General features: G+C 46.3%; 12 protein-coding genes. 5 read left to right on the top strand and 7 right to left on the bottom strand.

Translation table 11 applies throughout. The features are described from left to right. The first annotated feature begins 35 nt into the window (after positions 1 to 35). Positions 36 to 1,013, top strand: a complete 978-nt coding sequence (gene fabHB, locus MTN95_RS12660) for a ketoacyl-ACP synthase III (protein ID WP_248338396.1) — start codon at positions 36 to 38, stop codon at positions 1,011 to 1,013. A 42-nt stretch (positions 1,014 to 1,055) separates the two neighbouring features. On the opposite strand, the gene MTN95_RS12665 is transcribed toward fabHB, so the two are convergent. From MTN95_RS12665 to MTN95_RS12690, 6 genes are all read right to left on the bottom strand, one after another. Then, entirely contained in the window at positions 1,056 to 3,383 is a 2,328-nt protein-coding gene (locus MTN95_RS12665) for a YhgE/Pip domain-containing protein (protein WP_105990528.1), read from the bottom strand. A 70-nt stretch (positions 3,384 to 3,453) separates the two neighbouring features. Beyond that, positions 3,454 to 4,029: a TetR/AcrR family transcriptional regulator gene (locus MTN95_RS12670; protein WP_248338398.1), complete on the bottom strand. Its 576-nt coding sequence runs from the start codon at positions 4,027 to 4,029 to the stop codon at positions 3,454 to 3,456. 149 nt (positions 4,030 to 4,178) lie between these two features. Then, positions 4,179 to 5,591, bottom strand: coding sequence for a protoporphyrinogen oxidase (gene hemY, locus MTN95_RS12675; RefSeq protein ID WP_101863793.1), 1,413 nt, complete (start codon positions 5,589 to 5,591; stop codon positions 4,179 to 4,181). 14 nt (positions 5,592 to 5,605) lie between these two features. Beyond that, a complete protein-coding gene (gene hemH / locus MTN95_RS12680) occupies positions 5,606 to 6,538 on the bottom strand; it encodes a ferrochelatase (RefSeq protein ID WP_248338400.1) in 933 nt (310 codons plus the stop codon). 74 nt (positions 6,539 to 6,612) lie between these two features. Beyond that, positions 6,613 to 7,674: a uroporphyrinogen decarboxylase gene (hemE, locus tag MTN95_RS12685; protein ID WP_248338402.1), complete on the bottom strand. Its 1,062-nt coding sequence runs from the start codon at positions 7,672 to 7,674 to the stop codon at positions 6,613 to 6,615. Positions 7,675 to 7,794: 120 nt separating this feature from the next. Then, a complete protein-coding gene (locus tag MTN95_RS12690) occupies positions 7,795 to 9,939 on the bottom strand; it encodes a transglycosylase domain-containing protein (protein WP_248338404.1) in 2,145 nt (714 codons plus the stop codon). A 121-nt stretch (positions 9,940 to 10,060) separates the two neighbouring features. Between MTN95_RS12690 and hmoB the strand changes: the two genes are divergently transcribed. The 4 genes from hmoB (at position 10,061) to MTN95_RS12710 (ending at position 13,658) form a co-directional block, all read left to right on the top strand. Next, positions 10,061 to 10,561, top strand: coding sequence for a heme-degrading oxygenase HmoB (gene hmoB / locus MTN95_RS12695; RefSeq protein WP_044156545.1), 501 nt, complete (start codon positions 10,061 to 10,063; stop codon positions 10,559 to 10,561). A gap of 48 nt (positions 10,562 to 10,609) precedes the next feature. After that, positions 10,610 to 10,924, top strand: coding sequence for a hypothetical protein (locus MTN95_RS12700; RefSeq protein WP_248338415.1), 315 nt, complete (start codon positions 10,610 to 10,612; stop codon positions 10,922 to 10,924). 79 nt (positions 10,925 to 11,003) lie between these two features. Continuing rightward, positions 11,004 to 12,395: a hypothetical protein gene (locus MTN95_RS12705; RefSeq protein WP_216394564.1), complete on the top strand. Its 1,392-nt coding sequence runs from the start codon at positions 11,004 to 11,006 to the stop codon at positions 12,393 to 12,395. A gap of 72 nt (positions 12,396 to 12,467) precedes the next feature. Beyond that, positions 12,468 to 13,658, top strand: a complete 1,191-nt coding sequence (locus MTN95_RS12710) for a M20 family metallopeptidase (protein WP_248338417.1) — start codon at positions 12,468 to 12,470, stop codon at positions 13,656 to 13,658. Between the two features lie 16 nt (positions 13,659 to 13,674). Here the strand turns inward: MTN95_RS12710 and MTN95_RS12715 are convergent, their stop codons facing one another. Then, entirely contained in the window at positions 13,675 to 14,382 is a 708-nt protein-coding gene (locus tag MTN95_RS12715; RefSeq protein ID WP_024120784.1) for an EcsC family protein, read from the bottom strand. Positions 14,383 to 14,388 lie beyond the last annotated feature (6 nt).

Here is a 14,388-nt window from a genome sequence, read left to right on the forward strand (position 1 = left end):
TGTTATAATCTGATAATAAAAGGAGTTGTGTTATTATGTCAAAAGCAAACATTACAGCAATCGGCACCTATGCGCCGAGCCGGCGTTTAACCAATGCTGACCTGGAAAAAATCGTAGATACATCTGATGAATGGATTGTTCAGCGCACAGGAATGAGAGAACGGCGGATTGCCGATGAGCAGCAGTTCACTTCAGACTTATGCATTGAAGCAGTCAAAGATCTCGAGAGCCGTTACGAAGGAACACTTGAAGATGTGGATATGATTCTCGTCGCCACAACAACAGCAGATTATGCCTTTCCGAGTACGGCTTGCCGGGTGCAGGAATATTTCGGCTGGGAGAACACCGGCGCGTTAGATATCAATGCGACATGCGCGGGACTGACATACGGTCTCCATTTGGCAAACGGATTGATTACATCCGGGCTTCATCAAAAAATTCTCGTCATCGCCGGAGAAACATTGTCAAAAGTGACTGATTATACAGATCGAACGACATGCGTTCTGTTCGGCGATGCTGCGGGCGCACTATTGGTTGAACGAACTGAAGAGGCGCCGGGATTCCTCGCCTCCGTCCAAGGAACATATGGAAAAGGCGCAGATATTTTGTACCGGGCAGGACTGCGGAGCGAACTCAACGGCATGCCGCTTGCGGATTCCGGGAAAATGGTCCAAAACGGACGCGAAGTGTATAAGTGGGCCGCAAGAACTATTCCCCGGGAATTTGAACGTCTGTTACACAAAGCAGGGCTCAGCCGCGATGATCTTGATTGGTTTGTTCCCCACAGCGCCAACTTGCGCATGATCGAATCGATTTGTGAAAAAACACCGTTTCCGATTGAACAAACACTCACCAGTGTTGAATACTACGGAAATACATCTTCAGTCTCTATTGTTTTGGCCCTTGATCTGGCAGTGAAAGCCGGGAAGCTGAAAAAAGACCAAACCCTGATGCTTTTCGGCTTCGGCGGAGGATTAACGTATACCGGACTTCTGATCAAATGGGGATGTTAAATCAAAAAAGACCTTGTTTCCTGAGAAACAAGGTCTTTTTCATTAGGAAGCCGGCTGTTCTTCTGAAGTGTCTTCCTTCCGGCTTAAGATCGTAAAGTAGGTAATGCTCAGCGCGATCATGACCAGAGCAATGCCGATTAAGACACCGGCCATCTGCCACATGTAGCCGAAATCTCCGTTTGAAATCACCGCTCTGAACCCGTTTATGCTGTAGGTCATCGGCAGCGCGCCATGGATCACCTGATAGAAATTAGGAAGCAATTCTAATGGGAAGGTTCCTCCGCTGGCCCCGAGCTGCAGCACTAAAATAATGACTGCAATAAACCGGCCCGGATTGCCCATCGTCGTGGCCAAAAATTGAATCATTGCAAGGAAAGCGAGACTCGTAATGATCGTAAACACGTAAAATCTCCATGTGCTTTCCACCTCAAGCCCGATTCCCAGAAGAAGAACTGTCGCCACAATAAGCGATTGAATGATTCCCACCAGCATCATGACATTAAATTTACTGAAGAACCACTCAAATCCGTTTCTCGGACGGCCTGATGCTTCTTTCAGCGGGAATACGACCGTCAGCATAATGCCGCCGACATATAAGCCCATTGATAAGATATAAGGCGTCAGCCCTGTTCCGTAGTTAGGGACGGAATGAATCGCGTCGTCATTAGTTTTGACCGGATCCGCAAACATACCGTATGTTTCATCATCAGCACTGATATCTCCTGTTTGATCAGCCGCATCATTCAGCTTATTAGACAGCTGTCCTGTGCCGTCCAACAGCTTGCCTAAGCCTGTATCAAGCGATTCAGATCCCTCAGCGAGTTTTGATGATCCGCTTTGGACCTGTTTAGACCCGTCTAACAGCTTAAACAATCCGCCGGATACTTGGCTGCTTCCTGTCACCAATTGCTCTGAGCCCGCTTTTGCTTTTGCGAACTGCTTATTATATTCACCGATGCCGGCTGTCAGTTTAGTTTGGCCATCTGTCACCTGCTGTGACGCATTGTATATTTTCTCAGATCCAGCAGTTAATTTGTCAATCGCGTCTTGAGTGGCTTTTGCGCCGTTATAAAGCTTAGAGGTAGCTTCCGGCAATGCCTTCACCTGGGCAACCTCCGCTTTCACATCTTCCAATGAGCTTTTTATCGTTGCGATGTCAGGCAGCTGATCAGCTGCAGGAAGCCCACTTAAAATTTCATCAAAATCAGGCGCATCAACTTTCGGAAGCTGCTTTTCAACAGAATTGATCAACTGTTTTTTTTGCTCCGCTGTTAAGAAATCACTCGAGTTGATGAGATTTTTGAATGCCTGATCACGGTTTTTTAAGCTGGTTTCAAAGTCAGACAGCTGTTTTTTAAATTCCTTCATCGCAGTTTCTGACTTTTCCAGGTTGTTCACAGCTGTTTCAAGCTGTGTTAAATCGAGCGCATTTATGAGTTTTTCCGCTTTTGCTGCTTTTTCCGACTCTTCTTGCGCTTTACTGTTGAGCTGATCCAGCCCGTTTGTCAGATTAGGCAAGCCCTGCTGTACCTTTTGAAGGCCGGCATTCAGTTCATTTAGCTTGCCCGTTATCTTGCCTGATCCTGCTGCAAGCTGACCAGATTTATCATAAATCTGGTTGCTGCTGTCCTGGAATTTACCGAGCGAGCTGTCAAGCGATTGGATGCCGCTCGTCACCTGAGCCGCTCCATCTGCAAGCTGCGCTGTTTTGTCACTGATGGTAGCGGTGCTTTCCTTCAGCTTCGCCAGATTTTCTTTCAGCTGGGCGCTTCCGTTTTTCGCATCCTTTGTGCCGTCATCAATTTTTTTCGCGCCGCTGCTCGCGTCGCTGAGACCTTTGGCAATATCTTTAAAGTTATCAAAAATCACTTTCGTATATTGCTCGGTCACTTCTTTAGAAACAGAAGCTTTCAGTTTATCAATCGCTTTTTCGCCGATCGTTGCTCCTACATAGTTTGAACCGGCATTCGTATGGTATTTCAAATCCAGTTTTTTCGGATTTTTGTCCATTACAGTGCTGGCGTTTTTAGAAAAGTCTTCTGGAATCTCGACTACTAAATAGTATTTTTGATTTAATAAGTCCTTTAACGATTGGTCGAGATCATTGGAAAAATGCCAGTCAAAGCTTTTATTATCCTTTAATTCTTTTACCAGATCATCACCGATTTGAAGCTTTTCTCCCTCATATGTCGTTCCTTTGTCCTGGTTGACGACAACGACAGGCAGCTGGTCAACTGTGCCGTACGGGTCCCAATAGGCCTTTAAGAAAACACCGCTGTAAATAAGCGGGACAAACAAAATGGCGATGATGGGAATCAATAATTTTTTACTCGTTACGATGTCTTTCCATTGACTTCGTATTGTGTTCATCCTGATGCCTCCATTCTAAAACTGACTCATCATGAAAAATGGTCATTTTCTTGTAAAGAGAAAGGATTATCTAGTTGGCTGACAATCCTTTGACAACATACAACTCAAGCAGTTCCGCAATCGTTTCTTTATCAAGCGGGGGATGCTGTTTTTCCCAATCAAAAATGAGCGCGATATAAAGCTTCAACATGACAAAAGCCGTCAGCTCAGGATCACATGGCTTGATATCTCCGTTTGCGACACCCTCTTCTATCTTATTTTTAATATAAGAAAGAATGGAACGCTCCATTTTCTGAATCACGTCCTGAACTGCCATTGTACCAATCTCAGCATTTTCTTGAAAAATTTTAATCGTCAGCTGATGTGTTTTCCTGAATTCAAGAATGGCAAACAGCGCCCTGTGAACATTTTCATGGAACGGGAGATCAGGCTCCATCGCTTCATCGGCTTTTTGCTTCATTTCTTTTAATAACGTAGAGAAAATATCGTCAAACAGCTCTTCTTTATTTTTGAAAAACGTATAGATGGTTCCTTTTCCCACGTTCGCAAGCTTCGCCACCAAATCCATAGTCGTCGCTTTATAGCCAAACTGTGTGAAAGACTTTGTGGCAGCCTCCAAAATGAGCTTTTTTCGATCTATTGACATTGTATATCACCTCAAAACTGACCATTTGAACATTTTAGTCAATAAGTACATATGCAAATGTATCATACCATGCTGAACAATTCAAACATTTTTTACACAATATTGCCATCATCTAGACACAAAAAACCTCCGTACCGGGTACGGAGGTTTTAGTCGAATAAATATTTCAGCGCGTCTGACACAGCTGCTTTTCCTTGATCGATACAGTCCGGGATTCCAACACCCTCGAAGGATGCGCCAGTCATGTACACACCAGGATATGAGGAAGCCAGCGCTTCACGGAGCTCATTGATACGGCGTTTATGGCCGACATGGTACTGAGGCATGCTTTCATGCCAGCGCGTAACACATGTCATTTCCGGCTCACCGTTGATTTTCATTACTTTCTTTAGGTCTTCCAGCACAATGTTGATAATGTCGTTATCTGAGAGGTCGACGATGGATTCGTCTCCGGCTTTTCCGACATATGCCCGAAGCAGTGTTTTGCCTTCCGGCGCTGCGTGCGGCCATTTTTTGTTCGTCCACGTACAAGCTGTGATCGCGAAATCACTGTTTCTTGAGATGACAAAGCCCGTGCCCTCATGTTCCATTTGGACGGCGCCTTCCGGGAAACCCAAGGCGACATTCGCCACAGATGTGGAATGCATGTTTTTCAGATTTGCAACAGCCGGCAAATCTGAAAGCATTCCCGCGGCAGCTTTATGCGGTGCTGTTACAATCACTGATTCGGCATCAAGTGATACGCCGTTATCAAGATCAAGCGAGTAGCCCGTGCCCTCTCGGCTAATCTTGGTAACCTTTGTGCCTTTGTATACCTTTGTCAGCTTTAGTTGATTTTCAATCTCTTCGACAAGCGTCTGCAGGCCTGTTGTCAGCGTCTGAAACTGCCCTTGTTTTTTGGCTGTCAGCTGCTGGCCGGAGCCTTGAGGTCTTGTTTTTTTCATCCCCAGGATCAGGCTTCTGTGCTTTTGTTCCGTCTGATAGAATTGCGGGAATGTTGACATCAGGCTGAGTTTGTCGATATCACCTGCATAGATGCCTGATAAAAGCGGCTCGATTAAATTCTCGACAACTTCATCCCCGACACGTCTGCGGAAAAATTCTCCCAGTGACTGATCCTCTTTTGATTTACTTGCGGGCAGGATGAAATCCATTGCAGCTCGCGCCTTCCCTGACAGAGAAAACAGCCCCGTTGACACGAACGGCGCAATTTTTGTCGGTATTCCCATTACAGCCCCCTTCGGCATCGGATGCAAAGTGCGGTTGACAAGCACGTAAGATTGTCCGGTCGCATTGTTCACAAGCAGATGGTCAAGACCTAAGTCTTTGACAAGCTGCGGAGCGCTTTTTTTCCGTTCCAGGAATGAATCAGGCCCTCTTTCGATGATATAGCCGTCCTTCTTGACTGTCTGGATTTTTCCGCCTACTCTCGGACTTGCCTCAATAAGCGTCAGCTCAAGCGGCAAATCCTTGTCTCTGATTTCTTTTTCCATGTAGAAGGCGGCGGCTAAACCGGTAATGCCGCCGCCGATGATGACTACATGTTTTTTGCCGTCACTCATGTTCATCGCCTTCTTTAACGTCCTAATTTTTTCAAAACGACTGTTGCTAAAGCATCAATAAATGCCGGCTTAGCGTTTGGCATGTCCGGCCGGTAATAGCTGGCGCCGATATCGTCAGTCACCACTTTGCATTCATAGTCATTGTCATAAAGCACTTCTAGATGGTCCGCGACAAATCCGACAGGCACATATACAAATGCTTGATAGCCTTTTTGTTCAAATAAATCACGTGTCAGATCTTGCACGTCAGGTCCGAGCCACGGATCAGGCGTGTTGCCTTCACTTTGCCAGCCGACAGCGTATTCAGATACGCCTGCGCCTTCAGCGATCAGCTTCGCGGATTCATGAAGCTGATCCGGGTACGGATCTCCGTACTCTTTAATTTTTTCCGGAAGGCTGTGCGCGGAAACGATGAGCATCGCGTTTTCTCTTTCTTCCTTCGGCATTGACGCATACGTGTCCTTCACTTGGTCAACCCAATATTTCACAAACTTCGGTTCATCGTACCAGCTTTCGACAGACGTAATTGTTAAGCCGCCGAGTTTTTCAGCCTCTTCTTTCGCACGTTTGTTGTATGACTGCACGCTGAATGTGGAGAAGTGCGGTGCCAATACAAGGCTGACCGCCTCTGTAATGCCGTCCTTATGCATCTCTGCCACAGCGTCTTCAATAAACGGCTCGATATGCTTCAGCCCGATATACGCTTTAAACGTAATCTCATCCTGAATCTCGTTTAAGTGCTGTTCAAGCTTATAAGCCTGTTCTTCTGTGATTTTGGCAAGCGGCGAAATGCCCCCGATTGCTTCATATCTGTCTTTCAGATCCTGAAGCATTTCAGGATCAGGCTTTCTGCCTCTTCTGATATGTGTATAATAACGCTCTATATCTTCTTCTTTGTAAGGCGTGCCGTACGCCATAATGAGAAGCCCCATTTTCTTTTTACCCACTGTTTACACCCTCTTTAGATGATCTATCACAAAACAATTTTGACAGGCTTTTATCCTGATACCAAAAAATATGCTCAGGAGTATTGGCCTATTTTCTTTGATTGAGAATATTCATGTACAAATGCAGTCAGCTTTTTCAGCACTTCCGGACTGACATCAGGAAATACGCCATGTCCGAGGTTAAAAATGAAGCTGTCCGATTTTAAGCCTTGATCAAGAATCTCTTTTGTTCTCTTCTCGATCACTTCCCACGGAGCAAGCAAAATAGACGGGTCCAGGTTGCCTTGCACCGTTTTGGTGATGCCTTTTGATCTGGCGTCATCAATGCCGAGTCTCCAATCGAGCCCCACAACATCGAGAGGAAGGTCATGCCAATCCGTTGCTAAATGGCTGGCACCTACACCAAACATGATAAGCGGCACATTTTCCGATGCCAGCTCAGAAAAAATCCGATTCATTACCGGTTTGATGTACGTTCTGTAATCCGCTTGATTCAGCGCGCCAACCCATGAATCAAAGATTTGAATGGCTTTTGCGCCCGCCTTAATTTGCGCTTTCGCGTACACGATAATCATGTCGGCAAGCTTTGTCATCAGCAGGTTCCAGGCATCCGGCATGCTGTACATAAAGGCTTTTGTTTTATTGTAGTTTTTCGAAGGCCCGCCTTCGATCATATAGCTGGCAAGCGTAAAAGGCGCACCAGAGAAACCGATTAGCGGGACGTCAAGCTGTTCATTGACAAGCAGTTTGATCGTTTCGAGCACGTACGGCACGTCCTGTTCCGGCTCAAGCTTGCCGAGCGTTTCAATGTCCTGCAGTGAACGAATCGGCTGATCAATCACCGGCCCGATTCCATTTTTAATTTCAACATCCACACCGATCGACGGAAGCGGCGTCATAATATCTTTGTAAAGGATTGCAGCATCGACTCCGTATTGCTCGACCGGAAGTCTTGTGACGTACGCACACAATTCGGGCTGATGTGTAATTTCGAACAATCCGTATTTTTCCTTCAGCTTACGGTACTCCGGCTGTGAGCGCCCGGCTTGTCTCATGTACCAAACAGGCGTGTGATCCGCTTTTTCTCCCCGCGCAGCTTTTAAAAACGTCTCGTTAAACGTTTCTCGTTTCCTCATCTGATTTCCACCTTTCATACTGCAACCATACGTTCGTGTTCCTTGACCATTACACTATACCTCGTTTTGGGCAAATGGTATAGAAATGCGGCTCAAAGTTCAAAAAATCGCCGAATTCCATTAAGAGGAAAACAGTTTCGGCTGAACGTAATCGGTTCCTTCTCCTTCTTTTTTTGTCTGTGTATTATAAGGCACCACTTTATAGGAAGCGCCCGAAAACAAATTGGCATATGGGATCTCATAGCTTCCCTTTCCTTCAACAGAATCAAGAAGCGTTTCCTTGCCGTCCTTATTTACATAAATTCTGTACACTGCCCGATCATCCTCTTGCGCATCCCATTTTAATTCAATCGTAAACAGCCCCGCTGCCCTAAATGTATAGTCAGCCGTCAGCGTTTTGACAGGCTCAAGCTCAATTGGGCTTTCAAGTTCTTTTACTTTTTTAGGCTTCGCAAACGCAGAACCCGTTTCGCCAGCCTGTGTCAAAATATCCTTAAACATTCTGGTCGGATATGCGCTTCCGCCTTTTAAGTAATGGTTTTGATCTGTTTTGTCATAGCCCATCCAGACAGCTCCCGTTATGTTCGGCGTATAGCCTGCAAACCAGGCATCCTTTGTTGCGCCGGAAACGCCTCTATATGAAGTAGAACCGGTTTTCCCGGCAAGATCGCCGTGATAGGCGCCGGACGTTGCTGTTCCCTTCTTAACCACCTGCTGAAGCATTCTCGTCATGTTCCAAGACGTCTGTTTGCTGAATACTCGTTTTCCTTCTTCTTTATGATCAGCTATTGTTTCCCCGTCTTCATCTGTTATGTTTGAAATAAAGTACGGCTCGGTGTATGTTCCATTCGCGGCAAACGTATGAAAAGCGCCGGCAAGCTGGAGGGGTGATACGCCTTTTTCCAAACCGCCGAGAGCCAGAGCAAGCCCTTCATCCGGTATATCAATGCCGTTTGCCTTCAAATAAGATTTCCCCGTTTCCACACCGATTTCATTCAGCGTCCACACTGCCGGCGCGTTTTTGCTGTAAGTGATGGCATCAGACATCGTGACTTCCCCTTCATAACGGCCGTCATAGTTTTTCGGTGTGTAATCTCCATAGGATTGTAATTCATCCTTTAACAGAGAGTACGGCTTAAATTTCTTTTCCTGCATCGCCGGTCCGTATACGGCCAGCGGCTTAAACGTTGACCCCGGCTGGCGCACAGCTGTCACACGATTATATCCTTTTGCCGTGTAATCTCTTCCGCCGATCGCTGCTTCCACACCGCCTGTTTTATTGTTGATAAAGACTGCGCTTCCTTCAGCATCTTGATCTGTTCCGGGATAATAGCTGCCTTCCTTCATGACTTGATATGCCGTTTTTTGCAGTTTTGAATCAAGCGGCACCTTAATCGTGTACCCGCCTTGAAGCAGCTGCTCTCCGGAAATGGAATACTTGTCCTCCGCTTCTTGGATCACAAGGTCAATATAGCTGTCAAACCAAGGTGTTTCCGACTGTTTTTTCACGTTCAGCCCGAGCGTCCTCCCCTGCGCGCTGACAGCCTCTTTCGCACTGATATAGCCTTGGTCATTCATCATGCCGAGAATCGTATCACGCCGCTCCTTGCTTTTATCAGGATGCAAAACAGGAGAATACGTAGAAGGCGCCTTCGGAATAGCAGCCAAGACCGCGCCTTCTGACACGGTTAAATCTTTAACTTCCTTATTAAAATAATAATGGGATGCAGCTTGAATTCCATAAACCCCGTGTCCGAAGTATAGCTGGTTCAGATACATTTCCAGCAGCTTGTCCTTGCTGTAATCCCGTTCAAGGTTGATCGCTATGATCACTTCTTTCGTTTTTCTTAAAAACGTTTTGTCATGTGTCAGAAAAATATTTTTGGCAAGCTGCTGTGTGATCGTGCTCGCACCTTCTACTTTTCCTCCTGCTAATATATCGCGGTACACCGCTCTTCCGACAGATTTCACATCGATACCGTGGTGTTCATAAAATCTCTTATCTTCCACTGAGATAAACGCTTCTCTGACCTCTTTCGGAATTTCATTGATAGAGACCGGTTCACGATTTTCTGTATACAGACTTGCGACCTCATCCCCGTTTTGGTCAACAATTTTTGAAGATGCGTGAAGGATAAGCTTCTTTTCATCTATGACATAATGACCGAGAAAAATGATTGAAATATATCCTATTAAAGCGAGAAAAGCAGTTAACACTAAAATAATGATGGGAATGAAAAGTTTCTTTTTCTTTATCTTAAACATGAACTCACCTCGCCTTTCTAAAGGTAGTATGGGAAAAATTGTTTGGATTTATGTTTGAAGCAGTCGCCAATAGAAACTTATACCATTGTTTTGATATACTAGCAAGCAGGAGGTGGCTGATATGAAGGTTTATATTACATATGGGACAGCCGATTTTTTGAAAAACATCGTGCAAAAACATTCCTCGGAAAATATGCTTTTGATGCAGGGACAGGAAAATGCGATTTTAATTCACGAAACAAATGGAGAAACGGTTTTTCAGGCCCCCCATTCTTATGAAGTCATTGACCAAGTCGGGGACATGAAGCATCCCGGTTTCGCAGTATTGAACAATATAGCCGTCACACAGGAAGGACGGCCGCTGTTTGAAAACAGATTTAAAAACAGAGCGGGAAAAGTCGAAAACGAGCCCGGTTTTGAAGCCATTCGTGTCCTGCGTCCGCTTGACAGCGACACGTACGTCATTCTCACCTTGTGGGAAACAGAAAGAGCCTTCCAAGACTGGCAGCAGTCAGGCTCATACAAAGAAGCCCACAAAAAACGCGGCACGTCTGCCGGAGTTGACACAACGTCCATTTTCTCCCGGCCTTCGTATGTCACCACATATGTTGCTGTCGAATAGCTGCCGGAATGTCCGGCAGCTTTTTTTGACGAAAGGGAGGGAAGCAAGATGAAGTATATTTGCCCAGTCTGCGGGTTTAAAGGGCTGACAGAATCGCCATATGATGATCAAGGGAATCACTCCTATGAAATCTGCTCGTGCTGCGGCTTCCAATTCGGATACGACGATTTTGAAATGACGCGTGAGGACGGTTCATATGTAGAGCCTTCGGAAAGCATAATCGCCTACCGAAAAAACTGGCTTGCTGCCGGTGCCGTTATTTTTTCACCCGAAAGCTACCCGCAGCATCAGCAGCAGGCTAAAAAAGTATTGAAGCACGAGTTGATCGAGCAGCTAAAACATATTCATGTCTATCTGAAGTAATATCTGAGGTCAGATGCTATCTGTCCCGGCACCTTCCGCCCGCCTATGAATAATCTGTAGGAAGCGGAAGGAGTGATCAATGATGGAAATCGGGATTATGTCTGTTCATGTTCTTTATGTGTTTTTTATTGGAGCGATCATTCTTTTTATGCTGCTGCGAAAAGATACAACCTTTATTTCGTTATTTGGGATTTTCATCATTTCGTTATGGGCCAGCCATTCGCTTTCAGCTTCGGTCAGCAGTTTATTCCACAGCTTCATCTATGCGGCATCTGAGCTGCTTCCTACGATTTTCATCATCTGTTTTATCGTGTCTATGAGTGATGTGTTAACGAAAACAGGGATAAATGAAGCGATGATTTCTCCCTTTGTCCGTCTTGTTAAAGGTCCTGTAATTGCATACTGGCTGATTGGCGGACTGATGTTTGCCATTTCTCTATTCTTCTGGCCTTCGCCGGGTGTCGCTTTAATCGGCGCCGTTCTGCTTCCGGCAGCCTCCCGTGCCGGCCTGCCGCCTATCGCTGCCGCCATGGCAATGAATTTATTCGGGCACGGCTTTGCCCTTTCAGGAGACTTTGTCATTCAGGCAGCGCCAAAACTGACAGCTGATGCAGCAGGCATCCCTGTCGGTGATGTCATCTCAGCAAGCATTCCGCTCGTTCTGATTATGGGCGTGACCACAACAACTGCCGCTTTCTTTATGATTCAGCGTGAACGCAAAAAACAATTGCGGCCCGCTTCTTTTTCCCCGATGATGTCAGAAGAACATGACACTTCAATGTATTTGCCGAAACGTCTTCGGTCATTGCTGGCTCTTTTGATTCCTCTTGTATTTGGCGCCGATATCGCGTGCATGGTCATATTCAACCTTCAAGGAAATGATGCAACCGCGTTAATTGGCGGATCGGCCATTTGCATCCTGCTGATCGTTCATTTCCTTGTGTATAAACAGAAAGGGCTTGAAAAAATCACTGGATATTTTATCGAGGGGTTTCAATTCGGCTTTAAGGTTTTCGGTCCCGTCATTCCAATTGCCGCTTTCTTTTATCTTGGTGATTCCGGCTATGAGAGCATCTTGGGTACTGAACTCCCTAAACATTCACACGGCATTGTCAATGATCTCGGCATCGCCTTATCTCACGCGATGCCTATGTCTAAGGAGCTTGCCGCCGCAGCCTTGACTGCCGCTGGAGCCGTAACCGGACTCGACGGTTCAGGTTTTTCAGGCATTTCCCTCGCCGGCTCCATCGCCAAGCTCTTTTCATCCGCTCTCCATGCTGACCCAGCCGTCCTGACAGCACTCGGGCAAATATCAGCCATCTGGGTGGGCGGCGGTACGCTTATTCCATGGGCGCTCATTCCCGCCGCAGCCATTTGCAAGGTCGATCCATTTGAGCTTGCCAGAAAGAACTTCCTCCCCGTTGTGATCGGGCTTTCGGTGACAACCATTGCAGCGATGATCATGCTTTGAAACCCGACCAGTTGAAATATTCAGACTTTTTCTATACAATCATGGAAAAGCTTAGAAAAGGGGGAAGCGGCTATGTCCATAAAGACGCTGCAAAAAGAGATAAACAAACAGCTCGACAGCTGTTTCGATGAAATGGTGGAAATCAGGCGCCATTTCCATATGTACCCTGAACTTTCCAATCATGAAGAAAAAACTGCCGCTTTTATTGCTTCCTATTACGAATCGTTAGGAGTCCCGATCCGCACCAAAGTCGGCGGCAATGGGGTTCTGGCTTATATTGAAGGCAGCGAACCCGGTCCTGCTGTCGCATTGCGGGCCGATTTTGACGCCCTTCCCATCCAGGATGAAAAAGATGTTCCTTACGCCTCCAAAGTGCCCGGTGTCATGCATGCATGCGGCCATGACGGCCATACAGCAGCTCTGCTTGCCGTCGGAAAGGTGCTTTATCAGAACAGGCATGATCTGAAAGGGACATTTATTATGATCCACCAGCACGCTGAGGAGTACGCGCCAGGGGGCGCAAAACCGATGATTGAGGACGGCTGTCTTGAAAACGCAGACGTCATATTCGGCACCCATCTTTGGGCGACTGAGCCGATCGGTACCATTCTCTGCCGCTCCGGCGCCGTAATGGCCGCAGCTGACAGATTTACAATCAGCATTCACGGAAAGGGCGGCCATGGCGCTCACCCCCATGATACAAAAGACGCCGTCCTGATCGGCTCGCAAATCGTTTCCTCGCTGCAGCATATTGTCAGCCGCAAAGTCAATCCGATTCACTCCGCTGTCATATCGACAGGCTCTTTCATGGCTGATAACCCGTTTAATGTGATTGCAGACCATGCAACTCTCATTGGCACAGCTCGTTCGTTTAATGAAAATGTCCGCGACATTCTGGAAAAAGAAATCGAAGCTGTTGTAAAAAGTGTGTGCAGCATGCACGGCGCTTCCTATGACTACAACTATGAACGCGGCTACCCGGCGGTAGTCAATCACCCTGCGGAGACCGACCATCTGGTAAACGTCGCAAAAACCACAGACGGCGTTCAACAGGTTCTTCAAGGTGAACCGCAAATGGGCGGCGAAGATTTTTCTTATTACTTACAGCATGTCAAAGGAACCTTTTTCTTTACCGGCGCCGCTCCTGAACAGCCTGAGCGTATCTTTTCCCACCACCATCCGAAATTTGATATCAATGAAAAAGCGATGCTGACTGCTGCCAAAGTGCTTGCGGGTGCTGCAATCACTTACCATTTATCATAAAAAAACAGCCGGAGTTTTACTCTCCGGCTGTTTCCTTTAATATTCTCAGATGAAAAACATGTCTTGCTGTATCTCCAAGCTGAGCAAGCAGTTTATAATTGGCAATTCCGCCGACTGCGGCCCCTACCCCTGGTAAAAGCTGAAAAAGCTTGACGACATCTATATAATCGCGATATTCCTGCTGAAACACTCTCCAGTCAATATCCTTTTTCTCCGTCTCCCAGTTTTCAATGACAGAAAAAAGCGATTTGCGGCAGTCATCACTTGAAAAAGCAAGCTGAAATACAAGAAGCAAAAACATCCTTTCTTCTGCATTCTTCACATCAAAGCCGTATATCGAGGACAAAGTGAATAAACATTTCATCTTAATGGAAAGCAGCAGCGGGAAATCGGCAATACCTAAAAAGATGCCGCCCGCCCCGGTGCCGACTCCTTCGGCAGCCGCCACTTTCTGATAAGAAGCAATCGTTTTTTTCGCAAGCTCGTTTTTTTCACTGAGTGAAAGCGTGCTTGTATCCTTCTTATAAGTGGTGATATTAGATCCTGCCATCGTTGCTTCCACCATTTTTTTCACGCTTTCAGTTACTGCTGCATGAATTTTTTCAGGTATTCGTTCATTCACCTTTGTTTGCACACGCTTTGAGAAGCGTTCAAACATGGAATCCTTTCGCAAAAAATGCATTTTCCATTGAAGAGCTTCCTGCATCAGCAGATTCTCGCTCATTTGACC

This window comes from Bacillus sp. 2CMS4F (assembly GCF_023161785.1).
Taxonomy (GTDB): Bacteria; Bacillota; Bacilli; order Bacillales; family Bacillaceae; genus Bacillus; species Bacillus halotolerans.

Coding starts and splice junctions, on each gene's coding strand:
- fabHB (WP_248338396.1), top strand. CDS start 36: ATGTCAAAAGCAAACATTACAGCAATCGGCACCTATGCGCCGAGCCGG.
- MTN95_RS12665 (WP_105990528.1), bottom strand. CDS start 3,383: ATGAACACAATACGAAGTCAATGGAAAGACATCGTAACGAGTAAAAAA.
- MTN95_RS12670 (WP_248338398.1), bottom strand. CDS start 4,029: ATGTCAATAGATCGAAAAAAGCTCATTTTGGAGGCTGCCACAAAGTCT.
- hemY (WP_101863793.1), bottom strand. CDS start 5,591: ATGAGTGACGGCAAAAAACATGTAGTCATCATCGGCGGCGGCATTACC.
- hemE (WP_248338402.1), bottom strand. CDS start 7,674: ATGAGGAAACGAGAAACGTTTAACGAGACGTTTTTAAAAGCTGCGCGG.
- MTN95_RS12690 (WP_248338404.1), bottom strand. CDS start 9,939: ATGTTTAAGATAAAGAAAAAGAAACTTTTCATTCCCATCATTATTTTA.
- hmoB (WP_044156545.1), top strand. CDS start 10,061: ATGAAGGTTTATATTACATATGGGACAGCCGATTTTTTGAAAAACATC.
- MTN95_RS12700 (WP_248338415.1), top strand. CDS start 10,610: ATGAAGTATATTTGCCCAGTCTGCGGGTTTAAAGGGCTGACAGAATCG.
- MTN95_RS12705 (WP_216394564.1), top strand. CDS start 11,004: ATGATGGAAATCGGGATTATGTCTGTTCATGTTCTTTATGTGTTTTTT.
- MTN95_RS12710 (WP_248338417.1), top strand. CDS start 12,468: ATGTCCATAAAGACGCTGCAAAAAGAGATAAACAAACAGCTCGACAGC.
- MTN95_RS12715 (WP_024120784.1), bottom strand. CDS start 14,382: ATGAGCGAGAATCTGCTGATGCAGGAAGCTCTTCAATGGAAAATGCAT.